At 71.2% G+C, this 21,302-nt stretch carries 21 protein-coding genes and 2 tRNA genes; 12 read left to right on the top strand and 11 right to left on the bottom strand.

Annotated features, from left to right (window positions below):
* Positions 1-11 precede the first annotated feature (11 nt).
* Complete coding sequence (bcp, locus tag K330_RS0115780) at positions 12-488, bottom strand: thioredoxin-dependent thiol peroxidase (protein WP_022922784.1); 477 nt, start codon at positions 486-488, stop codon at positions 12-14.
* A gap of 90 nt (positions 489-578) precedes the next feature.
* Here bcp and K330_RS0115775 point away from each other — a divergent pair, with 90 nt between their 5' ends.
* From K330_RS0115775 to K330_RS0115760, 4 genes are read left to right on the top strand one after another with little or no spacing between them, the layout of a single operon-like run.
* A complete protein-coding gene (locus K330_RS0115775; protein WP_022922783.1) occupies positions 579-857 on the top strand; it encodes a DUF3618 domain-containing protein in 279 nt (92 codons plus the stop codon).
* Positions 858-896: 39 nt separating this feature from the next.
* Entirely contained in the window at positions 897-1,193 is a 297-nt protein-coding gene (locus tag K330_RS0115770) for a GroES family chaperonin (protein WP_051145659.1), read from the top strand.
* A gap of 19 nt (positions 1,194-1,212) precedes the next feature.
* Positions 1,213-2,196, top strand: coding sequence for a magnesium/cobalt transporter CorA (gene corA, locus K330_RS0115765; protein ID WP_022922781.1), 984 nt, complete (start codon positions 1,213-1,215; stop codon positions 2,194-2,196).
* Between the two features lie 13 nt (positions 2,197-2,209).
* Positions 2,210-3,106 carry an alpha/beta fold hydrolase gene (locus tag K330_RS0115760; protein WP_022922780.1) on the top strand — a complete coding sequence of 299 codons (897 nt, stop codon included), beginning with the start codon at positions 2,210-2,212 and terminating at the stop codon, positions 3,104-3,106.
* A 69-nt stretch (positions 3,107-3,175) separates the two neighbouring features.
* On the opposite strand, the gene K330_RS21815 is transcribed toward K330_RS0115760, so the two are convergent.
* From K330_RS21815 to tdh, 3 genes are all read right to left on the bottom strand, one after another.
* Entirely contained in the window at positions 3,176-4,474 is a 1,299-nt protein-coding gene (locus tag K330_RS21815) for an MFS transporter (protein ID WP_202804542.1), read from the bottom strand.
* Positions 4,475-4,831: 357 nt separating this feature from the next.
* A complete protein-coding gene (locus K330_RS0115750; RefSeq protein WP_022922778.1) occupies positions 4,832-6,022 on the bottom strand; it encodes a glycine C-acetyltransferase in 1,191 nt (396 codons plus the stop codon).
* A 10-nt stretch (positions 6,023-6,032) separates the two neighbouring features.
* On the bottom strand, positions 6,033-7,085 hold the full coding sequence (tdh, locus tag K330_RS0115745; protein WP_022922777.1) for an L-threonine 3-dehydrogenase: 1,053 nt from the start codon (positions 7,083-7,085) through the stop codon (positions 6,033-6,035).
* Between the two features lie 100 nt (positions 7,086-7,185).
* Here tdh and K330_RS0115740 point away from each other — a divergent pair.
* The 3 genes from K330_RS0115740 (at position 7,186) to K330_RS0115730 (ending at position 8,604) form a co-directional block, all read left to right on the top strand.
* Positions 7,186-7,261: transfer RNA gene (locus K330_RS0115740), tRNA-Lys, on the top strand.
* 58 nt (positions 7,262-7,319) lie between these two features.
* Complete coding sequence (locus K330_RS0115735; protein WP_022922776.1) at positions 7,320-8,450, top strand: YihY/virulence factor BrkB family protein; 1,131 nt, start codon at positions 7,320-7,322, stop codon at positions 8,448-8,450.
* A gap of 81 nt (positions 8,451-8,531) precedes the next feature.
* Positions 8,532-8,604: transfer RNA gene (locus K330_RS0115730), tRNA-His, on the top strand.
* A 63-nt stretch (positions 8,605-8,667) separates the two neighbouring features.
* Here K330_RS0115730 and K330_RS0115725 read toward each other — a convergent pair.
* Genes K330_RS0115725 through orn form a run of 4 tightly spaced genes read right to left on the bottom strand, consistent with a single transcriptional unit; the run spans position 8,668 to position 12,601 of the window.
* Positions 8,668-10,323 (bottom strand): ABC transporter permease, encoded by a 1,656-nt coding sequence (locus tag K330_RS0115725; RefSeq protein WP_022922775.1) that lies wholly within the window; start codon positions 10,321-10,323, stop codon positions 8,668-8,670.
* Positions 10,320-11,246 (bottom strand): ABC transporter ATP-binding protein, encoded by a 927-nt coding sequence (locus K330_RS0115720; RefSeq protein ID WP_022922774.1) that lies wholly within the window; start codon positions 11,244-11,246, stop codon positions 10,320-10,322. The genes K330_RS0115725 and K330_RS0115720 overlap by 4 nt, the downstream gene beginning before the upstream one ends.
* Positions 11,243-11,938 (bottom strand): TetR/AcrR family transcriptional regulator, encoded by a 696-nt coding sequence (locus K330_RS21810; RefSeq protein ID WP_051145658.1) that lies wholly within the window; start codon positions 11,936-11,938, stop codon positions 11,243-11,245. The genes K330_RS0115720 and K330_RS21810 overlap by 4 nt, the downstream gene beginning before the upstream one ends.
* Positions 11,939-11,989: 51 nt before the next feature.
* The gene (gene orn / locus K330_RS21805) at positions 11,990-12,601 is read right to left on the bottom strand and encodes an oligoribonuclease (RefSeq protein WP_022922772.1); all 612 of its coding nucleotides are present in this window, start codon (positions 12,599-12,601) and stop codon (positions 11,990-11,992) included.
* Between the two features lie 43 nt (positions 12,602-12,644).
* Here orn and K330_RS0115705 point away from each other — a divergent pair, with 43 nt between their 5' ends.
* The gene (locus K330_RS0115705; RefSeq protein ID WP_156875848.1) at positions 12,645-13,892 is read left to right on the top strand and encodes a PrsW family intramembrane metalloprotease; all 1,248 of its coding nucleotides are present in this window, start codon (positions 12,645-12,647) and stop codon (positions 13,890-13,892) included.
* A gap of 404 nt (positions 13,893-14,296) precedes the next feature.
* Here the strand turns inward: K330_RS0115705 and merA are convergent, their stop codons facing one another.
* Entirely contained in the window at positions 14,297-15,700 is a 1,404-nt protein-coding gene (gene merA, locus K330_RS0115700; protein ID WP_022922770.1) for a mercury(II) reductase, read from the bottom strand.
* A gap of 104 nt (positions 15,701-15,804) precedes the next feature.
* Here merA and K330_RS0115695 point away from each other — a divergent pair, with 104 nt between their 5' ends.
* The 4 genes from K330_RS0115695 to K330_RS0115680 all read left to right on the top strand — a co-directional run bounded on the left by K330_RS0115695 (position 15,805) and on the right by K330_RS0115680 (position 20,019).
* Positions 15,805-16,194: a heavy metal-responsive transcriptional regulator gene (locus K330_RS0115695; RefSeq protein ID WP_022922769.1), complete on the top strand. Its 390-nt coding sequence runs from the start codon at positions 15,805-15,807 to the stop codon at positions 16,192-16,194.
* Positions 16,195-16,311: 117 nt separating this feature from the next.
* A complete protein-coding gene (locus tag K330_RS21800) occupies positions 16,312-16,752 on the top strand; it encodes a heavy metal-responsive transcriptional regulator (RefSeq protein WP_022922768.1) in 441 nt (146 codons plus the stop codon).
* Positions 16,753-17,356: 604 nt separating this feature from the next.
* Complete coding sequence (locus tag K330_RS0115685) at positions 17,357-17,587, top strand: heavy-metal-associated domain-containing protein (protein ID WP_029202753.1); 231 nt, start codon at positions 17,357-17,359, stop codon at positions 17,585-17,587.
* On the top strand, positions 17,584-20,019 hold the full coding sequence (locus K330_RS0115680; RefSeq protein WP_022922766.1) for a heavy metal translocating P-type ATPase: 2,436 nt from the start codon (positions 17,584-17,586) through the stop codon (positions 20,017-20,019). The genes K330_RS0115685 and K330_RS0115680 overlap by 4 nt, the downstream gene beginning before the upstream one ends.
* A gap of 286 nt (positions 20,020-20,305) precedes the next feature.
* Here the strand turns inward: K330_RS0115680 and K330_RS0115675 are convergent, their stop codons facing one another.
* A complete protein-coding gene (locus tag K330_RS0115675) occupies positions 20,306-20,518 on the bottom strand; it encodes a hypothetical protein (RefSeq protein ID WP_141817750.1) in 213 nt (70 codons plus the stop codon).
* Between the two features lie 209 nt (positions 20,519-20,727).
* Positions 20,728-21,255: a hypothetical protein gene (locus K330_RS0115670; protein ID WP_022922764.1), complete on the bottom strand. Its 528-nt coding sequence runs from the start codon at positions 21,253-21,255 to the stop codon at positions 20,728-20,730.
* Positions 21,256-21,302: the final 47 nt, after the last annotated feature.

Genomic DNA, 21,302 nt, shown 5'->3' with positions numbered 1-21,302 from the left:
AGGCGACGGCCTCAGGCGGGCAGCGCGACCCCGAGCTGCTTGGCCAGCATGGCGACGTGACCGGTGGCCTTGACGTTGTACCTGGCCAGCTCGACCGTGCCCTGCTCGTCGAGGACGAAGGTGGAGCGGATGACGCCCATCACCGTGCGGCCGTAGTTCTTCTTCTCCCCGTAGGCACCGTAGGCGGTCAGCACCTCCTTGGACTCGTCCGAGACCAGCGGGAAGGTCAGGCCCTCCTTCTCGACGAACCTGGCCAGCTTGGCCGGCGGGTCGGGGGAGATGCCGACGACGGCATACCCCGCCTCCTGCAGCACCGCGAGGTTGTCGCGGAAGTCGCACGCCTGCGTCGTGCACCCGGGCGTCATCGCGGCGGGGTAGACGTAGAGGATCACCTTCCGGCCGGCGAGGTCGGACAGGCTCAGCTCGCCACCGTCGGCGGTGGGCAGGGTCCAGCCGGGGGCGGGCTGACCGGGCTCGAGGCGGGACATGGCAGGTGACCTCCTGAGGTTCGTGAGCAGGTGTTCTGCGTTATCGTCTCAGCAGAACCGCTGTTCACCTACCTCAAGGACACGACGCACATGGCCGCACAGCAGCAGCAACGTTCCGTCAAGGAGATCGAGGCAGACCTCGCTGCGACCCGCACGAGGATGGCGCGCAGCGTCGACGAGCTCGCCTACCGCGTCAGCCCCCAGACGATCAAGGCCAACACCATCGCCTCGCTCAAGGGCAAGGCCAACGACGCGGCCTTCGACGAGCAGGGCAACGTGCGCCTCGACCGTGTCGCCAACGTCCTCGGCGGCGTCGCAGGCACCGCCCTGGTGCTGGGCCTGGCGCGCCGCGCGTTCTACCGCGGCTGACCCGCGCAGGTGGGCGACTCCGGCAAGCTGCCCATCCGGATGCTGCACGACCGTGTGCTGGTGTCCCTCGAGGGCGAGCAGGGTGAGCGCCGCTCCGGTGGCGGCATCGTGATCCCGGCGACCGCCAGCGTCGGCAAGCGGCTGGCCTGGGCGCGGGTGGTGGCGACCGGTGCCAGCGTCCGTCAGGTGCAGCTCGACGACCGGGTGCTCTTCGACCCCGAGGAGCGGGCCGAGGTCGAGCTCGGGTCCAAGGACTACGTGCTGCTGCGCGAGCGGGACATCCACGCCGTCGCCGCCGAGCGGGTGCCCGACGCCGGCACCGGGCTCTACCTCTGAGCCGCCGTCCGGGGACGCCGTGATCGTCGACCAGGCCCTCTACCGGGAGGGGAAGCGCCACGAGTGCGCGGACGTCAGCGACGCCCTGGTGCGGCTGCGCGCCGAGGACGCGCCCGCGGCCGACTTCGTCTGGATCGGGCTGAAGGACCCCACGCCCGAGGAGTTCGACTTCGTCGTCTCCGAGCTGGACCTGCACCCGCTGGCGGTCGAGGAGGCCCTCGACGGCAGCGACCGGGCCAAGGTGGAGGTCTACGACTCCACGCTGCTGGCCGTGGTCCGGACCCTGCGCTATGTCGAGGAGACCTCCGACATCGAGACCGGTGAGCTGATGGCCTTCATCGGTCCGCACTTCGTGGCCACGCTGCGCCACGGCGACGTCGCCCCGCTGCACCACGTCCGTGAGCGGCTCGAGCAGCACGAGCAGGAGCTGCTGCGCGAGGGCCCCGTCTCGGTGCTCCACGGGCTCATCGACAAGGTCGTCGACACCTACCAGGAGATCGACGAGGAGGTGGCCCGGGACCTCGAGGAGATCGAGCGGGACGTCTTCGGCGGGGGTAACACCTCCCACTCGGCGACGATCTACCGCCTCAAGCGCGAGGTCCTGGAGTTCCGGCGCGCCGCGCTGCCCCTGCGCGTCCCGCTGGAGCACCTGGCCGACGACGACGGCAGCCTGGTCTCCCCGGAGCTGCGGCTGCAGTTCCGCGACACCGCCGACCACCTCGCCACGGTGCTGGCCGACATCGAGAGCTATGACGCCCTGCTCTCGGACGTGCTGGCCACGCACCTGTCGCAGATCGGCGTGCAGCAGAACTCCGACATGCGCAAGATCTCCGCCTGGGCGGCCATGATCGCGGTGCCGACCCTGATCGCGGGGATCTACGGCATGAACTTCGACCACATGCCCGAGCTGCACTGGCTGGCCGGCTACCCGCTGGCGGTGGCCGTGATGGCGCTGGTCGTGGTCTTCCTGTGGCGGTCGTTCAAGCGGTCCGGGTGGCTCTGAGACACTGGGACGCGTGACGACCAGCACCGCCGACGGCACGACCACCACGACCAGCGGGATCGCCTACCGCGTCCAGGGCGCGGCGGACGGCCTGCCCGTCGTGGCGCTGCACGGCACCCCGGGCTCGCGCTTCAGCGGGACCCCCGCCCGCGACGCGCTGCTCGCGCTGGGGCTGCGGGTGCTCACCTACGACAGGCCCGGGTATGGAGAAACGCCCGGCGGCGAGGCGCGCCCGGCCCGGGAGCTGGCCCAGGACGTGCTGGACGTGCTCGACCACGCCGGGATCGAGGGGCCGGTCGGTGTCCTCGCCGGTGGTGGGGGCACGCCTGCCGCGCTGGCGCTCGCGGCCCTCCACCCCGAGCGGGTGGCGGCACTGACCCTGGTCTGGCCCCAGGCACCGGGCGCGGCAGACGCCGGCAGTCCGGGCATGGAGCAGCACGAGTGGGTCCGCGGCATGGACGAGCAGCAGCGGATGCTGCACGCGCTGGCCCTGCAGGACCCGGTGTTCCTGCGCGACCAGCTCGAGCTCGGCCTCGGCGCCCACGCCGGCGCCGACGGGATCGTCCTCGACCTCGTGCAGGTCCAGGAGCCCTGGGGCGTCGACCCCGCGGACGTGCGCTGCCCGGTCGACGTGTGGTGGGGGATGGACTCGGCGGTGAACCCGGCCGGCCACGCGGTGTGGCTCTCCGACCGGCTCACGGGTGCCCAGGTGCACGAGCACCCCCAGGAGGAGCACCAGTGGCACGTGCGCCGCCTGGTGGAGGTGTTCGCCCAGCTGGGGGAGCGACTCGGCGCGCAGCCGCTGACGCCGCAGGAGCTGGCGGCCGCCTCGGCCGCGGTCGACACCGACGGGTGCGGCGGCGGCCGCGTCGGCGGGTGCGCCTGCGGTGCGGGGGGCTGCGGGGCCTGACACCGGGTCTCGACCGGGTCCGACCCCGGCCTGACCTGCTCCGTCGCCGCTACCCGGGCGACGGGAGCATCAGGAACGCGCGAGCGCGTCCACGGGCTCGGGGGAGTGCCCTGCCGAGCCTGACGCGAGCGCCTCGCCACCGTCGGTGGCGGTCCGCGCCTGCACGGAGGCGCGCAGGCGCCGGGCTCCGCCCCAGGCCAGGCCCGCAGCCAGGAGGGTCGCGCCCACGGTGACGGCGAAGGCCGGACGGTGACCGGCCAGGTCGGCGAACCGGCCCGCCAGGGCGGCACCCACCGCATACCCGGCCCCCGTGGCCGCGGCCAGCAGGGTCATCGCCGCCCCGAGGCGGCGGACGGAGGTGATGCGCTCGGCGAGCGCGAACGTGGTGATCATCGACGGCGCGATCGCGAAACCCAGGCCGAGCAGCGCGAGCGTGAGCCCGGCGAGCGAGCCGACGAGCAGCAGGGGCAGGGACAGGACGACGAGCGCGGTCGTGAAGACGCGCAGGCGCCGGGCGTGCGGGAAGGTCTCGGGCACGGCCACGACCGCGAGCCCGGCGAGCACGCTGCCCACTCCCAGGAGGGCGTGGAGCAGACCAGTCATCCCCGGCATGCCGGCCTCGGTCGCCAGCACCGAGGTGCCGGTCTGGACCGAGCCGAAGACCATGCCGATGGACAGCTGGGTGGCGGCGAGGATGACCAGCGCGGGCGTCAGCAGGCGGGCCACGGCGGTCGAGCTGGTCGGGGCGGGGCCGACCAGGGCGCTGGTGGGGTGGACGGCGAACCAGGTGCCGAAGGCGCCGAGCAGGACGGCCGCGACCACCAGCGAGGCGACGGGGTCGACGACGGCGGCGATGACCCCGACGACGGCCGGGCCGAGGACGAACGACGCCTCGTCGGCCGCGCCCTCGTAGGAGAAGGCGGCGTCCATCACGCGGGGGTCGTCGCTGCCGCGACGGCTGATGGGGCGCCAGCGCACCCGGGCCATGGTCCCGACCTGCGGGACGAACGCCCCGCCCAGAGCCGCGACCACCGGCAGCGGCCACCAGGCCGCGCCCGCCTCGTGCGTCATCGTCATCCACGCCAGGACGCCCAGCCCCACGGTGCCGACGACGCTCTGGACGAGGAGGACGGGCCGCTGGCCGAGCCGGTCGGTGAGGCTGCCGGCGACGGGCGCACCGACCGCGTTGGCGATGGCGAGGGCACCGGCGGTGACGCCGCCTGCGGTGTAGGAGCCGGTCGCCGCGGTGACCGCGAGGAGGGAGGCGATCTGGGACATCGCCAGCGGGATGCGTCCGACGAAGGCGATCAGGACGTAGAGCGGCCCGGTGAGCGCGAAGAGGCGCTGGTAGGACTGGACGGGTGACAAGGGCGGCACACCTCTCGTGCAGTGCACGCCGTCCCAGCCACCCGGCGCGCGAAACCCTTTGTCAACCCTTCAAGTATATCCCCACCGAGGACGTGGTATGTACAGCTCCCGGCCGACCGACGACGTGGTGTGTACAGCTCCCGGCCGACCGACGACGCGGTGTGTACAGCTCCCGGCCGACCGACGACGTGGTGTGTACACATTCCGTCCGGCCCCTCAGCGTGACCGCGCACCCGCGGTCCTCGGTGGAAGGTATGGCGTGCACCCGGCGTCGTCGGTCGCGGGTGGGGCGTGCACCCGGCGTCCTCGGTCGCGGGTGGGGCGTGCACCCGGCGTCGTCGGTCGGGAGAGGGGTGGTCAGCCGACCTCGTCGCGGGCCGCGACGAAGGCCTCGACACAGGCGCGGACGTCGTCCTCGGAGTGGGCGGCCGACAGCTGGACGCGGATGCGCGCCTTCCCCTTGGGGACGACGGGGTAGGAGAAGGCGATGACGTAGACGCCCTTGGCGAGCATGGCGTCGGCGACCTGCGAGGCGCGGCGGGCGCCGTCCTCGCCGGGGAACATCACCGGCACGATCGGGTGCTCGCCGGGGAGCAGCTCGAAGCCGGCCTCGGTCATGAGCGAGCGGAAGAGCTCGGCGTTGCGGCGCAGCACCCGGCGCGGCTCGTCGGAGTCGCGCGCGAGCTCGATCGCCCTCGTCGAGCCCGCGACCACGGACGGGGCGACGGCGTTGGAGAAGAGGTAGGGGCGGGCCCGTTGCTTGAGCAGGTCGACGATCTCCTGGTGAGCCGCGACGAAGCCGCCGGAGCCGCCGCCGAGCGCCTTGCCCAGGGTGCCGGTGATGATGTCGACCCGGTCCATGACACCGTAGGCCTCGTGCGAGCCGCGGCCCTTCTCGCCGATGAAGCCGGTCGCGTGGGAGTCGTCGACCATGACCATCGCGCCGAACTCCTCGGCGAGGTCGCAGATCTGCTCCAGCGGCGCCAGGTAGCCGTCCATCGAGAACGCGCCGTCGGTGACGACCAGCGTGCGGCGGGCGCCCTTGTCCCGCGCCGCCTCGAGCTGGGCGCGCAGGTCGGCCATGTCGCGGTTCCTGTAGCGGTAGCGCTGCGCCTTGCACAGGCGCACGCCGTCGATGATCGAGGCGTGGTTGAGCTCGTCCGAGATCACCGCGTCCTCCGGGCCGAGCAGCACCTCGAAGATGCCGCCGTTGGCGTCGAAGCAGGAGGGGAAGAGGATGGAGTCCTGGGTGCCGACGAAGTCGGCGATGAGCCTCTCCAGGTCGCGGTGCTGGGTCTGCGTGCCGCAGATGAACCGCACCGAGGCCATCCCGAAGCCCCATTCGTCCAGGGCGTCGCGGGCGGCCGCGACGATCTCGGGGTGGTCGGCCAGGCCGAGGTAGTTGTTGGCGCAGAAGTTGAGCGCGTCGCCCGCGGTGGTGCTGATGTGCGAGGACTGCGGCGTGGTGATCAGCCGCTCGTTCTTGGTCAACCCGTCGGCCTCGATCTGGTCGAGCTCGGCGCGCAGCTGGTCCTTGACTCCGTACATGTCTCTCTCCTCAGCTCCAGTCCATGATGACCTTGCCGACCTCACCCGAGCGGGCGGCGTCGAAGGCGTCCTGCCACTGCTCGGCGGGGAAGCGGTGGGTGATGACCGAGCGGACCCGGTCGCGCAGCTGCTCGGACGTCTGCAGCATGAACGTCATCTTGTACCAGGTGTCGTACATCTCCCGGCCGTAGATGCCCCTGAGCGTGAGCATGTGGGTGATGACCTTGCCCCAGTCGATGGCGAACGACTCCGGCGGCAGCCCCAGCAGGGCCACCTTGCCGCCGTGCGTGCAGTTCTCGATGAGCTCGCGCATCGCGTGCGGGCTGCCCGACATCTCCATCGCGACGTCGAAGCCCTCGACCATGCCCAGCTGCTCCTGCGCACCGGCGATCCGGTCGCGGCCGACGTTGACGACCACGTCCGCCCCCGCCTGCCGCGCCAGCTCCAGGCGCGAGTCCGACAGGTCGGTGACCACGACATACCTCGCGCCGGCGTGGCGCGCGATCGCCGTCGCCATGACCCCGATGGGCCCCGCGCCGGTGATGAGCACGTCCTCGCCGGTGAGCGGGAAGGACAGGGCGGTGTGCACGGCGTTGCCGAGGGGGTCGAAGAGGGCGCCGAGCTCGGGGTCGATCAGGTCGGGCTGCACCCAGACGTTGGTATGGGGCACCACGACGTGGTCGGCGAACGCGCCGTCGCGGTTCACCCCCAGGTTGGACGTGCGCACGCACATCTGCTGACGGCCCGCCCGGCAGTTGCGGCACGTCCCGCACACCACGTGCCCCTCGACCGAGACCCGCTGACCCACCGCCAGCCCGTAGCGGTCGTCGGTCGGCACCCCCTCGCCCAGCTCGACGATCTCGCCGTAGAACTCGTGCCCGACCACCAGCGGCGGCTCGAGCATCGAGGCCGCCCAGTCGTCCCAGGACTCGATGTGCAGGTCGGTGCCGCACAGGCCGGCGCGCAGCACCCGGATCTTGACCTCGCCGGGGCCCGGCTCCGGCTCGGGCACCTCCCGCAGCTCGAGTCCGGGTCCGGCGTTCGGCTTCACCAGTGCGCGCATGGGCCCCATCCTGACGTATGCCGTGCACCTCGCCGAACCCTGTGGCAGGCGGAGGCGTTTTGGGACCCGGGCCGGGGCGCTGCTACAGTTGTCGGCTGTCGCGCCTATAGCTCAATTGGCAGAGCAGCTGACTCTTAATCAGCGGGTTCGGGGTTCGAGTCCCTGTGGGCGCACCACTGGAGGGGCAGGTCGAGACGACCTGCCCCTTCGTTGTCCCCGTGCAAAACTGGCGAGGTGACTGACAGCGAGAAGCGAGAGACGCTCGACCGGGCCCATGACGACCAGGAGTTCCACCGGGCCGCCGACCGCGGTCCGGACAGTCCGGGCGACCTGCCGAAGCCGCACTGGAAGAGCGTGCTGAAGCGGACCGTCGCGGAGTTCGGCGAGGACGGCGGCTCCGACCTCGCCGCCGCGTTGACCTACTTCGCGATCATGTCCCTGGCCCCGATGCTGCTGGCGCTGTCGACCAGCCTGAGCTTCCTGGGGCAGGGCGAGGCGACCCAGACCGCCGTGACCGACCTCGGCGGCGAGCTGGGCCTGCAGCAGGAGACGATCGACACCGTCACGGGCTACCTCAACACCATGGGGGACTCCGGTGGGGCCGGGCTCCTGCTGATCGTCGGTCTGCTGGGGGCGCTCTGGTCGGCCTCGAACTACGTCAACGCGTTCAGCCGGATGATGAACAAGGTCTACGAGATCGAGGAGGGCCGTCCGGTCTGGAAGCTGCGCCCGATGCTCGTGGGCCTGACCGTGGTCATCCTGGTCATGCTCATGACCATCGTGCTGGCCATCACCCTGTCCGGGACGGTCTCCGAGCTGATCTTCGGGGCGATCGGCCTGTCGGGGACCGCCAACACCATCTGGAACATCGCCAAGTGGCCGTTCATCCTGCTGATGCTCATCGCGATCGTGGCGCTGCTCTACTGGGGCACGCCCAACATCCGGCAGCCGAAGTTCCGGTGGCTCAGCCCCGGCGCCGCGCTCGCGGTCGTCGTCGCCATCATCGCCGCAGCCGGGTTCGGGATCTACGTGGCCAACTTCGGCAACTACAACGAGACCTACGGCGCCATCGGTGGTGTCATCGTGCTCCTCCTGCTGATCTTCATCATCAACAACGTCCTGGTGCTCGGGGCCGAGCTGGACGCCGAGCTGGAGCGCGGCCGGGAGCTGGCCGCCGGCATGGCGGCGGAGGAGACCATCCAGCTCCCGCCGCGGGACACCAAGGGCACGGAGAAGAAGGTCGAGAAGTCCGAGAAGATCGTGCAGGAGGCACGACAGCTGCGGATGGAGGCGGCCCGCGACCTTGACGACGCGGGCGAGGACCGCGGCCTCCCGGGCCGCGGCAGGGACGTCGACGCCCGCTGACACCGCGGGGACGGACGCGGGTTCGGAGCACCGCCGTGCAGGGGGTACGATGGTCCGCGTTGTCCGCACGCGGGCAGCATGGTGGGTGTAGCTCAGCAGGTAGAGCGCCGCGTTGTGGTCGCGGATGTCGCGGGTTCAAGTCCCGTCACTCACCCCGACCGTCCTTCAGGGACGAGGAGACCCCCGACCGGTGGCCGGGGGTCTTCTGCGTGCGGGGTCAGGCAGGTATGTCGCGGCGGCGGAGCCCGACGAACCCGACCGCCGTCAGAAGCAGCGTCAGCCCCGCCATCACCAGCAGCGGCGTCAGCTCCACGTCCGCACCCGGAAGCATCGGCGTGCGGGCGAAGGGCGAGAGGTCCCTGGCCCATCCCGGCAGGTCGAGCAGGTCCCCCAGGAAGACGACGATGGCGGTCCAGACCACGGGCACCCACGCCAGCCCGGACCACCGGGGCGCCAGCCCCAGCAGGGCGACGGCCACGGAGCCCAGCAGCAGGGTCGCCGGGACGTAGGCGAGCGAGGCGACCGTCAGCTCGCCGACCCAGGTGGTCTCCCCGGTGGCGGTGAGCACGCCCACCCCGACGCCCAGGCCCAGCAGGACCAGGGTGCCGAGCGTCAGGGCCGTCACGACGGCCAGCCAGCCGCCGAGCAGCGAGCCCCTCGAGCTGCCGGTGGCCAGCACCCCCTCGACGCGCCCTGCCTGCTCCTCGCCGCGCAGCTGCAGCACCGCCGAGACCAGCAGGGCGGCCGGCCCGATGGCCAGGAAGGCGAGCATGACGGCCGAGAAGGACCTCGTGAGGTCCTCGACGTCGATGTCGATCCACTCCTGGACCATCGGCATGTCCTCGACCATCTCGTCGAGCGCCGTGGCCAGGGAACCGAACGCCATCGCGAAGAGGAACAGGCCGATCGCCCAGGCCACGAACGTCCCCAGGGTCAGCCTGCGCGCCAGCCCCGCGGGGGACAGCAGCCCGGCCGCGGCCTGCGACGGTCCCGGACGCGGGACGCGCAGCCCGGCCCCGAGGTCACGCCGACGGGCCAGCGTGACCGCCAGCGCGAGCAGCGCCAGGACCGCGGCGGCCGAGACGAGCAGCGGCCACCACCGCAGGTCGACGAACAGGCGCGTCTGCTGCGCCCAGGCGAAGGGGGAGAGCCACGACAGCCACGAGCCCTGGTTGTCGATGACGTCGCCCACCCCGCGCACGAGGAAGGCGACCGCGATCGCGCCCAGCGCCATACCCGAGGCTGCCCTGGCGTGCTCCGTGACCTGGGCGGTGACCGCGGCCACCGCCCCGAAGACCAGCCCGGTCAGCGCCGTCGCGACGGCGAACGCAACCGAGCTGGCGACCTCCACGCCGGTCCCCACGAGAGCCACGACGACGGCGAGCGCGACGACGAGGTTGGCGACCGCGACCGTCACCAGTGCGGCGGTCGGGGGAGCGAAACGTCCGACCGGCAGCGCCCTGAGGGTCTCCAGCCGCCCGGCCTCCTCCTCGGCGCGGGTATGGCGTACGGCCAGCAGCACGCTCATGATCGCCGCCGGCAGGAAGACCCACAGCGACAGCTCGCTGGCGAGCATCGCGCCGAAGGTGTAGTTGTCGAGGGAGAAGGCCGGCCCGGTCATCATGATGGCCGAGGGGTTGTCCATGAGCGCGGCGCGTGCCTGCAGCGACTCCTGCGTGGGGTAGGTCGCCTCGAGCGAGACCACCGACCCGGCGATCAGCAGCAGGAACGCCAGCCCCCAGACCGTGATCCGCAACTGGTCCAGGCGCAGGAAGAGACGGACCAGCCGACCGGTGCCCGCGAAGACCTCCGGGTCGGCCGGCGCGGTGCTCCGGACGCTGCGTCGGGTGCCCGGGGCGGTGGTGGTGCTCATGACGCCTGCACGTCCTCGCTCAGGTCGTCGCCGTAGTGGCGCATGAACAGCTCCTCGAGGGAGGGCGGGGTGATCGTCAGGTTCTCCACCCCGAGAGCGGCCAGCACCGGGAGGAGGTCGTTGACGTGGGTGTCGTCCACGTCGAAGCTCAGCCGGCCGGAGTCTGCGGCGAAGTCGTGCACGCCCGCACGCGCGGCCAGGAGGCCGGCGTCGGCCCCGCTGCCGGGGCGCACGGTCGCGGTGACGGTCGACCTGGTCAGGTGGCGCAGGTCGGCCAGCGTCCCGGACTCCACGTCCCGGCCCGCGCGGATGATCGTCACGGTGTCGCACAGCTTCTCCACCTCGGCCAGGATGTGGCTCGAGAGCAGGATGGTGCGTCCCTCGTCGCGCAGGGCCCGCACCTCCTCGGTGAAGACCGACTCCATGAGCGGGTCCAGGCCCGACGTCGGCTCGTCGAGCAGGTAGAGGTCGGCCTCGGCGGCCAGCGCCGCCACGAGCGCCACCTTCTGCCGGTTGCCCTTGGAGTAGGTCCGGGCCTTCTTCGTCGGGTCGAGCTCGAAGCGCTCCAGCAGCTCGGCGCGCCGCCGGCGGTGGCGCTCGTCCCGCTGCCCGCGGGTCAGGACGTCGATCGCCTCGCCTCCCGTCAGGTTGGGCCACAGGCTGGTGTCCCCGGCGACGTAGGCGACCCGGCGGTGGACAGCCACCGCCTCGTGCCAGGGGTCCATGTCGAGCACCCGGGCGGTGCCGGCGTCCGCGCGCAGCATGCCCAGGAGGACCCGGATGGTGGTGGACTTGCCCGAGCCGTTGGGCCCGAGGAAGCCGGCCACCTCCCCGGAGCGCACCGTCAGGTCGAAACCGTCCAGCGCGCGGGTGGACCCGAAGGTCTTGACGAGGTCACGGACCTCGACGGCGATGTCGCTCATGGGGTGCTCGCTCTCTCGTGGTCGGTCGGTGCGGCGGTCGTGGTGGTCGACAGGTAGGCGTCCAGGAGGCTGCTGTCGGTGAACAGCGGCTCGGTGTAGAGCTCGAGGGCCGGCCCGACGATGCGCTCGGAGTAGTCACGCAGCCACCGGGGCAGCTCCTGCAGGTCCAGCCGGTCCTGCTGGGCGGGCAGCTGCAGCAGCAGGGCGCCCAGCGCCTGCTCGACCATGAACCGGGCACGGGCCTGCGGGAAACGGCTGCGGCTCACCGTCCCCGCGGCCTCGCCCTCGTGCAGGTAGGCGACGGCGTCCTCGACCATGTGGTCGACGAGGGTGCGCAGCCGTGGCCCGCCCTCCTGCAGGCAGCGCAGCACGTAGCCGACGAGTGCGGCATACCCCTCCACCTGGGCGAGCTGGACCAGTAGCGCGGCGCCACCGGACGGCCGTGCGACGACGCTCGTCTTGCTCTCGCGCATCTGCGTCAGCACCAGCTCGTCGCAGGCCTCGCGCAGCCCCTCCCGCGAGCCGAAGTGGTGCAGGATCAGGCCGGCGCTCACGCCGGCGTCGGAGGCGATCGCCCGCAGGGGCGCCGCCGTCCCGTCGACCGCGAACCGGTTGACGGCCGCCTGGAGGATCCGGGCCCGCCCGGTGAGGTCGCCGTCGGAGGCCGTCGTCGACGTCCGTGCTGAACGCATGTTCAGCACGCTACACGCGTGTTCAGCCCGTGTCGAGAGGACCGCGGAGGGTCAGCCCGGGTGCTTGCGCGCGTGCCGGCCGGCGATCTCCCTCAGCGAGGAGCTGTCCAGTCCCGGATGCGGCACGAACACCGCCTCCCGGTAGTAGCGCAGCTCGGCGATGCTGTCGAGGATGTCCCCGAGCGCCCGGTGACCACCGATCTTCGGTGGCGAGGCGAAGTAGGCGCGCGGGTACCACCGGCGGGCGAGCTCCTTGATCGAGGAGACGTCGATGATCCGGTAGTGCAGGTGGGCCTCGAGCTCGGGCATGTCGCGCGCCAGGAAGACGCGGTCGGTGCTGACGGTGTTGCCGCCCAGCGGCGCCTTGCGCCCCTCCGGCACCAGGCTGCGGACGTAGTCCAGCACCTGGCTCTGGGCGTCCTCGAGGGTGATGCCCTGCTCCAGCAGCGGCAGCAGGCCCGAGCGCGTGTGCATGTCGCGCACGAAGTCGCCCATCTGGTCCAGGGCCTCCTGGGGCGGCCGGATCACGACGTCGACGCCGTCCCCCAGCACGTTGAGCTCGGAGTCGGTGACCAGGCAGGCCACCTCCACGAGGGCGTCCGCCCGGGTGTCCAGGCCCGTCATCTCGCAGTCGATCCACACGATCCGCTCATCACCACTCACGGGGCGAGCCTAGTTGGCGCGGGTGCGCGATAGCCTCGCGGCCATGCTCCCGCCGCACTCGCCGCCCCCCGCGGGCGCACCGCACACCCCCGCAGCGCCGCCCCGGGAGCCGTCGGGAGGTGCGCAGCAGGCGCCCTGGCACCAGGTCATGACCTTCCAGCCCTCGGCGCCGGTGCCGCGCAACGTCACGCGCCGCCCGGCCATCCGACGGCTGGTCCTCACCAGTGCCGTCGTCACCGTCTTCGGCATCGCGGCGCTGCTGCTGGGCGCGATCGTGTATGACGTGATCGGCCTCGCGGCCGCCGGCCTCGCCCTGGTCAGCGCCTCGATCGCGATCGGCATCGTGGTCCCGACGTTCCTGTGGGTCGACCGGCTGGAGGCGGAGCCGGCGCGCCTGCTGTGGTTCGCCTTCCTGTGGGGTGCGCTGATCTCCACCCTGGGCGCGCTGGTGCTCAACGAGCTGGGGGTGGCCTTCTTCGCCGGGCTGCACGAGGACCCGCTGGTCCTGGGTGCGGTCGTGCTCGCCCCGCTGACCGAGGAGCTGGCCAAGGGCCTGGGCGTGCTGCTGATCTTCTGGCGGGCGCGCAGGGAGTTCAACGGCGTCACCGACGGCATCGTCTACGCCGGTCTGGTCGCGGCGGGCTTCGCCTTCGTCGAGAACATCCTCTACCTGGGGCAGGCCTACGTGGAGCTGGGCACGCCCGGGCTGGTGGGGCTGTTCATCATGCGCTGCCTGGTCAGCCCGTTCGCGCACCCGATGTTCACCGTGTGCATCGGCCTGGCGCTGGGGCTGGTCGCCCACCGCCGCCGGCTCTCCTCGGCCTGGGTCGTCGTGGTGGGCTTCGCCGCGGCCGTCTTCCTGCACGCGCTGTGGAACTACAGCGCGGTCGTGGCGGCCGACGCCTACCTGGTCATCTTCGCCATCGTCCAGGTGCCCCTCTTCGTCGCCTTCCTGCTCCTGCTGCGCTGGACCCGGCGGAGGGAGTCGCGGATCCTGCGCGACACCCTCACCGGCTACGGCATCAACGGCTGGTTCACCCCCGCGGAGGTCGCGATGCTGGCCGACCCGGGGGAGCGGCGGCGCGCCCGCAGCTGGGCGCGCGGTGCCGGCGGCAGACGGGCCCAGCAGGCCATGACCGCCTTCCAGGACGAGAGCGGCGAGCTGGCGATGGTCCGCAAGCACCTCAACAACGAGCCGGGCGGGCGTCCCGACCCGGAGTGGCTGCACCGCGAGCAGCGCCTGCTGCAGACGATCACCGCGCACCGGCGGGTGTTCGTCCCGGGCGTCTGACCCCGGGCCGCGGGGAGCGAGACGAGCAGAGAGCCGCAGGCCGCCATGGCGGCCCTTCACGTGAGGGGCCGGGCCCCTCCTGGTCGTCCGTCGAGCCGGCGACGGCTGATCCTGTCGTGCGGCGGGCGATACATCACGACCCCACCGAGGTGCGTGACATCACGACTCCGCCGAATTGAGGGCGGTCAGCCTGCTGCATACCCGTTACGAAGGTTCGCATCAGCATGCGGAAGTACCTGCGCGGCCTTGGAGCGACCGCTCCTGTCTCCACTGATCGGGGTACGGTGACGCCGACGACCAACAGCAAGGTGTGCCCGACGCAGCACGGCTACACCAGCACCGAGGGCCCGGCGTCCGCCGTGCTCGGCCGCGCCCCGGGTCGAGGTGGGTGGACGCGAGGGGTCTCAGGCACAGCAGGACGTCGCCATCTGGTTGCGGAAGAGGCCGGCGACGATGCGAAGGCTCTCGGCCATGGTCAGGTACGGCGCCCAGGTGTCAGCCAGCTCGTCAACGGTCATGCCGGCCTTGATGGCGTAGGTGGCCGCCAGCATGATTTCCCCGGCGCCGTCGGCTAGGGCGTGCACGCCCAGGACCTTGCCGGTAGTGGCGTCAGCGACGAGCTTCACCGCGCCCCTGGTGTCGTGCTGGACCAGCGCCCGGGGAACGTCGGACAGGTCCAGGACCCGGCAGTCGCACGCGTGGCCGCGGGCGAGGGCCTCTTCCTCTGTCAGCCCCGCCGAGGCCAGCTGGGGCCGGGTGAACACGACGGCAGGCAAACCGGTGTAGTCCACGCGTGCTGGCGTGGCCCCGTCGTCGTCGGCCAGGGCGTTCAGCGCGGCGGCCCGACCGCCGGCGGCGGCGACGTAGACGTACTGGGCGGCCCCCGAGACGTCACCGGCGGCGTAGATGCGCGGGTTGCTGGTGCGCTGGGTCTCGTTGACCACGACGAAGCCCCGCTCGTTCACGTCCACCGCGGCAGCGGCGAGGTCGAGACCGTCGGTGCGCGCGACGCGCCCGGTGGCCACCAACAGCCGTGCTCCGCGCACCTGCGCGCCAGAGGCGGTGCTCACCACGACGTCCTGTCCTGAAGGGCCGACGTCAGTGGCCACCGCGGTGGCGTGCTCCTCGACCACGCTGATGCCGTCGTCGGCGAAGATCTCCCGAAGGCCCTGGGCCAGCTCCGGCTCGGCGTGGGGCGCCAGGCGACCGACCAGCGACACCCGGGCGCCGAGGTGGGCGAACAGCTGGGCCTGCTCCATCCCGACGTAGCCGCCGCCGATGACGACCAGGGACTCCGGCAGCTCGAGCAGCTCCATCGCCGTGGTGGACGTGAGCCAGTCCACGCAGTCCAGGCCCGTCACGTCCGGGACGGCGGGGGTGGAGCCGGTGGCGATCAGGTAGGCCCGGGCCCGCAGCGCCTGGCCGTCGACGGCCAGGGTGTCCTTGTCCAGAAAGGTGGCCTGGCCCGGGCGGACCTCGAAGCCGTAGGCGGCGGCCACGTCGGCGTACTTCGCCTCGCGCAGGCGCGCGATCAGCGCGTCCTTCTGGGCGACCAGGGCGCCCAGATCCACCGGCCCGGCGGACGTTGGAGCGCCTGCGAAGGGGTTGGTGAGTGCGGCGTGCCGCGCTCCGGCGGCCGCCAGGAGCGTCTTGGACGGCACACAGCCGATGTTCACGCACGTGCCACCCAGGACGCCGCGCTCGATCAGCACAACGCTCTTGCCGGCCTGGCTGGCCGCAATGGCCGCCGACATGGCAGCACCCCCGGAGCCGATCACGGCCAGATCGACGTCGTAGTTCTCACCCATCTCACACCATCCTTCGCGTCGCACGTCTCCAGAGGTCACAATGGACCTTCCAGTACAGGGGAAGGTCAAGGTGAACATCGAAAAGGATCGAGCAAGGGGTCACCGTGCGGATCGGTGAGCTGGCCCAAGTCAGCGGCACCACCACCAAGACGCTGCGGTTCTACGAAGAAGCCGGGCTCCTGCCCGCACCCGAGCGCACCGCCGGCGGATACCGGGACTACGCCCCGGAGGCTCTGGCGCGCCTGGACTTCATCCGCCGCAGCCGAACCGCTGGGCTCACTCTGGCCCAGATCCGTCAGGTCCTCGACATCCGCGACGCCGGAGTCGCGCCCTGCCAGCACGTCCAAGACCTGCTCGAGGCCCGCCTGGGCGACCTGGACCGCCAGATCGCCGACCTGCAGGCACTACGGCACACCGTCGCCCGCCTCCGCGACGATGCCGCCACGGTCGACCCGACCAGCTGCGACGCCACGACCGTCTGCCGCTACCTCTGATCGCGTCGGCGGCGTCCGGTGCCAGCACCGAGAACGTTCCGCATGTGGGCCGGTCCGACTCGTGTCAACGGGGACCACCCTTCCCGCTGGCTGTAAGGTTGTGACCGGGAGGTTGGGATGAGGATTGGTGAGCTGGCTGGCCGGCTGGGCGTGAACCCGAAGACGATCCGGTACTACGAGTCGATCGGGCTGCTGCCCGACCCGGGGCGCACCCCTTCGGGTTACCGCATCTACGACGAGGACGCCGTCGACCGGTTGCGGTTCATCCGCACCGCCCAGCGGCTCGGGGTCACTCTCGATGAGGTCAAAGAGATCCTCGGGTTCCGGGAGCGGGGCGAGGCGCCCTGCACGTATGTCCGCGGGGTGCTCGACGCGCAGGTGAGCACGATCGACCGGCGCATCACCGAGCTACAGGACCTGCGCGGCCAACTCGTGGAGCTCGCCGCCGAGGCGGACAACCTGCCGCCGGTGGACGCGGGGACCACCTGCCAGCTCATCGAGCATGTCCGGCAGAAGGTGGAGGCGAAAGTGGAGGCGCCGGTGCAGTCCCAACCCTGAGCTGAGGCTGCACCGGCCGCCCCGGGCGAGCGGGTCAGGTGGCGGCACCAGCCATCTGACGGCAGGCTTCGGCGGCCTTGCGGCCGGCTTCGGCACACTCGGTCATGCCAGTCCACTCGCACGCCTGCACGCACTGCTCGCAGGCGTCGGCGAAGGTCTGGCACAGCTAGGTGGAGAACTGGCTGCCGCGGGCGAGCAGCGGGATGCACGCCTGACACACAGGGTCAGGCAGCCAGCGAGGTCGGCGTTGCCCTGGCTGGCGCAGTCGTTCGCCCGCGCCTCGCACTTGACGACGCACTCGGCGAGGACGTTGATCAGCTGCTCGGTGCGGTTGTCGACGAGAGGCACCGGTCCTTCCGGTCGGCCCCTGAGGCGCGGGGATACGGACGATACCCACTCTGAGCCTTCCTGCGCCTGGAAGGTCGACAGCGGCGGTGTGTCCGCACAGGAGGACTTGACCTTCCAGTCGAGTGGAAGGTCTACCGTGGTCTGATCATCGCCGAGCAACCCCGTGCGCGGGACCTCGCAGGAGGCCCTCGAGGGCGGTCTGTGCGAGGCGTCACGGCACGTGGCTCAGTGACTACTGCTACCGGAGGAACAGATGGTGGAGAACGTGATCATGCAGGTCGAGGGCATGACGTGCAGCGGGTGTGAACAGCGCGTGGGCAAGGTGCTGCGCCGGCTGGACGGGGTCCGCGAGGCGACCGCGGACCACCGCACCGGCCAGGTGCGGGTGCGTTTCGATTCGGCCGTGACCGACCATGCAGCGTTGGCGGCCCAGATAGAGACCGCCGGCTACCAGGTCACCGGTGATATCCAGGGGCCGTCTCGATGACCGCTCCGGCCGACAGCGGTACCGAGCAGCTGTGGGCGGAGGAGCCGAGCCACTTGGCCGGGCACGCCCGGATTCGGGCTCGGATCGCGGGCCTGCACTGCTCGTTGTGCACCGGCACGATCGAGAAGGCCCTGGGCCGCCAGGCGGGGGTGGATCAGGTCGCGGTCAGCCTCACCCACGAGCAGGCGCTGGTGGACTACGACCCGGCGCTGATCGCACCTGAGGACATCCTGGCCACGCTGCGTGACATTGGCTACGACCTGTACGACCCGCGCAAGCTGCGTCCGTTCGAGGATGAGGAAGCCGACCTCGTCCGGGAGGGCAAGCGGCTGCTTGCCGCGGTCGCGGCGAGCCTGGCCGCGATCGCGCTGATCCTGGAGGTCTCCGGCATCTGGTCGGTGCTGGTGCCGGCGTCGGTGGTAGCCCTGATGGTGCCGGTGTCCTACGCCATCGTGCGTCCCGCCGGCAGGACGCGCGCGGCTCTTGGTGCGCTGTTGATCATCGCCCCGGCTGCGCTGGCCTACACGGCCCGGGAGACCGGGCTGATCGGTGACGCGGCAGCCGGGTCAATCACCGGGGCACTGGCCCTGGCTGTGGTGTTCGGGGTCGCCCCGCACATCCTGCGGATGGCCTACCAGGCCGCGCGCCGGCGCATTTTGAATCAGCACGTGCTGCTGGAGGTTGGCGCGTTCGCGGGCATCGCCGGCGGCGTCATCGGTCTGACGAACCTGCTGCCGGACTACCCGACGGCGCCGTTCTTCGCGGTGACCGTGCTGGTGGCGAACTACCACATCTTCTCCGAGTGGCTCTCGCTGCTGGTCAAGACCCGCTCCAGTCAGGCGGTGCGCAAGCTGCTCGATCTGCAGCCCGACACCGCCCGGGTGGTCCGCGACGGTGCCGAGCGCGACGTCCCTATCGCCGAGGTCGCTGCCGGCGACCTAGTACGGGTCCGTCCGGGGGAGCGGATCCCGGTCGACGGGCGGGTCAGCGACGGGTATTCCACCGTCGACCTGTCCCTGGTTACCGGTGAGTCGGTACCGGTGGATCGGGCCGTCGGGGATGAGGTCGTCGGCGGGTCGATCAACGCCTCCGGGACCCTGCTGGTGGAGGTGACCCGGGTCGGGACCGACAGCTTCCTGGCCCAGGTGGTGCGCCACGTGGAGGATGCCCGGGCGCTCAAGCCCGGGATCCTGCACCTGGTCGACCGGGTGCTGCGGGTCTACACACCCACCGTGCTGATCGTCGCCGCGCTCGCGCTGCTCGGCTGGCTGGCCGGGTCGTGGCTGCTGGCCGGGGAGCCCGACGTGCGCCGCGCAGTCTTCGCCGGCCTCGGCGTGCTCGTGATGGGCTACCCGTGCGCGGTGGGTATCGCGGCGCCGCTGGCGATCGTGCGCGCTGCGGGGGAGGCCGCCGACCTAGGCATCATCATGCGCACCGGGGAGGCCTTCCAGACCTTCGGACAGGTCCGGACCATCGTGCTGGACAAGACCGGCACCCTGACCGAGGGACGGCCCGGCGTCCGGGAGATCGAGGCACTGGTCGACGAGGGCGGCATGCTCGCCACCGCCGCGGCTGCCGAGTCCTCCTCCGAGCACCCCCTGGCCCGCGCCATCGTGGACGCCGCCACCGACCGGGGTCTCGCCGTGACGGACGCGGAGAGCTTCGAGTCCGTCACCGGCTTCGGTGTGATGGCCCGCGTCGCCGGCCGCGACGTCCTGGTTGGACGCCCCGGGTTCCTCACCGAGCGGGGCGTGAACCTGGACCAACTCGCTGCAGCCATCGACAGACTGGAGGCCGCCGGGCGAACCGTCGTGGCCGTGGCCGCCGACAGCGAACCGCTCGGGGTGATCGCCCTGGGGGATGAGATCCGCGCTGACGCCCTCGAGGCCCTGGCCCAGATGCGCGGCGCCGGCCTGGACCCGGTGCTGGTCACCGGCGACAACGAACGCGCCGCCCGCCACGTCGCCGCCCAGCTCGGCATCGAAGACGTCCGCGCCGGGGTGCTGCCCGAGGGCAAGGCCGAGATCGTCCGAGACCTCCAGGCCGACGGTACCCGCGTCGTCATGGTCGGGGACGGCATCAACGACGCCCCCGCCCTCATGCAGGCCGACGTCGGCATCGCGATGGGCGGCGGCACCGACATCGCCGTCGAGTCCGCCGACATCATCGTCGTGCGCGACGACCTGCGCTCGGTCATCACCGCCCGGACGATCAGTCGCTCCAGCTACCGCCGCACCCGCCAGAACGTCGCCCTGGCGTTCCTGTTCAACGGTGTCGGCATCCCCTTGGCCACCACCGGGCTGGTGTACCCGGTGTGGGCGATGGTCGCGATGGCCCTGTCCGTCACCACCATCTTCATCAACTCCGTCGGCGGGCGACCCTCCCTGCTGTTCCAGGCCATCGGCAGCGTTGGACGCAGGGGCACTCCCTGAGAGATACCGACGCGGCGCAACCGGCTCAATCGCAAGGGTCACAGTGTCCCGATAGACGACCCATTCGGACACGACGAACCACTGGAGCACAGGAAACTACGGGCCAGCAGACCCCCCAAGGCCCTCCCCACTGCATAGGTATGCAACTTCCAGTGCCACCGGCAACGCACGGATCTGCCGCCAGGAGGACGCTAGCCTTCGGCGCGTCCGACATTGCCGCCAGTCGGTTGCTCTCCCTGGGCGAGGCATCTCGCCCGGAACACCCACCATGCCGTGTGCGGCGGGTCTAGTCGTCGCCCTCCAGTTGCCGTCGTATCAGTTGCCGATCCTCTTCGACGACTCGGCGGAACTGCATGTCCATGACCGCACGCGCCTGATGCTCGTTCCAGCCGAACTCGCGTTGGAGCATGTCGAAAGCGCTATCGCGGTCGCGGCAGCTGTGCAGAAGCTGGACGAGGATGACCGGGTTTTCGACCGCGGCGTCGATCGCGGCAAGCACGTTGTATGGATCGGAAGCCCTCGAGCTAGTCATAGCCGACCTTCCCACAGTCCCTCCCCTGACGTCGCCGGATATCGGTCCCGCGTAGGGCGGGACGGCCCTGATCCGTTAGTACCGAGCACCCTTCATGCCGCGAGTCGCGCGTTCTGAACCGTCAGTGCGCCGTGGGAATCATGTCTCGACGTTGGCCGCAGGAAGCCGGTGGTCGGTTACCCATGGGTGCGACGGGCTTCCGCCTCTCGCGGCTCAGCGACTGCGCGGAGGTCGATCTGTAGCTGCACGCAGGGGGACCCGGTCGGGTAGCCATCTGGGTTGACTGCGCCGCTGTAGGCGTACATCTCGATGCTGTGCTGCTCCAGCTGCCACCACCAGGAGCCTCCGCTGTACTGGGTTGCCTCAGTGACTTCACGAGGATCGCCATGGACGTCCGTCAGGGCACGAGCTAGGTCGTCGGCCGCCCGTAGGACATCAGCGGAGCTTTCGCCGTCCCACAGGAACCAGAAGATGTCCGCGAACTCGTCCCGGTAGGTGCCCCACCCTGCACGGACCGCTCCCCAGGAGGGCATCGCCGCCATGTGCCAGGAGCGGTCGGCGCCCCGGCGCGGGGTCTCCTCCGCTGTGTCCGTGTCGATACCGAACGACTGCAGCCAGGGCAAACCATCCTCGAGATGTCGGGGCCACGGCGACTCCACAATGGCAGTGACTCGTGACGCGACTTCCCCCGGCGACGGCTTCATGACGCGACCTTAGCGGCTGCCACGAATCCGCACTCTTCTGCCGCTGT

Origin of the sequence: Ornithinimicrobium pekingense DSM 21552 (assembly GCF_000421185.1) — a bacterium.
GTDB classification, from domain to species: domain Bacteria; phylum Actinomycetota; class Actinomycetes; order Actinomycetales; family Dermatophilaceae; genus Ornithinicoccus; species Ornithinicoccus pekingensis.
This window is presented reverse-complemented; position numbering and strand designations above follow the sequence as displayed.

Excerpts from the sequence above, each read along its gene's own strand:
- bcp (WP_022922784.1), bottom strand. The coding sequence starts at position 488 with ATGTCCCGCCTCGAGCCCGGTCAGCCCGCCCCCGGCTGGACCCTGCCC.
- K330_RS0115775 (WP_022922783.1), top strand. The coding sequence starts at position 579 with ATGGCCGCACAGCAGCAGCAACGTTCCGTCAAGGAGATCGAGGCAGAC.
- K330_RS0115770 (WP_051145659.1), top strand. The coding sequence starts at position 897 with ATGCTGCACGACCGTGTGCTGGTGTCCCTCGAGGGCGAGCAGGGTGAG.
- K330_RS0115750 (WP_022922778.1), bottom strand. The coding sequence starts at position 6,022 with ATGTACGGAGTCAAGGACCAGCTGCGCGCCGAGCTCGACCAGATCGAG.
- tdh (WP_022922777.1), bottom strand. The coding sequence starts at position 7,085 with ATGCGCGCACTGGTGAAGCCGAACGCCGGACCCGGACTCGAGCTGCGG.
- K330_RS0115725 (WP_022922775.1), bottom strand. The coding sequence starts at position 10,323 with ATGAGCACCACCACCGCCCCGGGCACCCGACGCAGCGTCCGGAGCACC.
- K330_RS0115720 (WP_022922774.1), bottom strand. The coding sequence starts at position 11,246 with ATGAGCGACATCGCCGTCGAGGTCCGTGACCTCGTCAAGACCTTCGGG.
- K330_RS21810 (WP_051145658.1), bottom strand. The coding sequence starts at position 11,938 with ATGCGTTCAGCACGGACGTCGACGACGGCCTCCGACGGCGACCTCACC.
- K330_RS0115705 (WP_156875848.1), top strand. The coding sequence starts at position 12,645 with ATGCTCCCGCCGCACTCGCCGCCCCCCGCGGGCGCACCGCACACCCCC.
- merA (WP_022922770.1), bottom strand. The coding sequence starts at position 15,700 with ATGGGTGAGAACTACGACGTCGATCTGGCCGTGATCGGCTCCGGGGGT.
- K330_RS21800 (WP_022922768.1), top strand. The coding sequence starts at position 16,312 with ATGAGGATTGGTGAGCTGGCTGGCCGGCTGGGCGTGAACCCGAAGACG.
- K330_RS0115680 (WP_022922766.1), top strand. The coding sequence starts at position 17,584 with ATGACCGCTCCGGCCGACAGCGGTACCGAGCAGCTGTGGGCGGAGGAG.
- K330_RS0115670 (WP_022922764.1), bottom strand. The coding sequence starts at position 21,255 with ATGAAGCCGTCGCCGGGGGAAGTCGCGTCACGAGTCACTGCCATTGTG.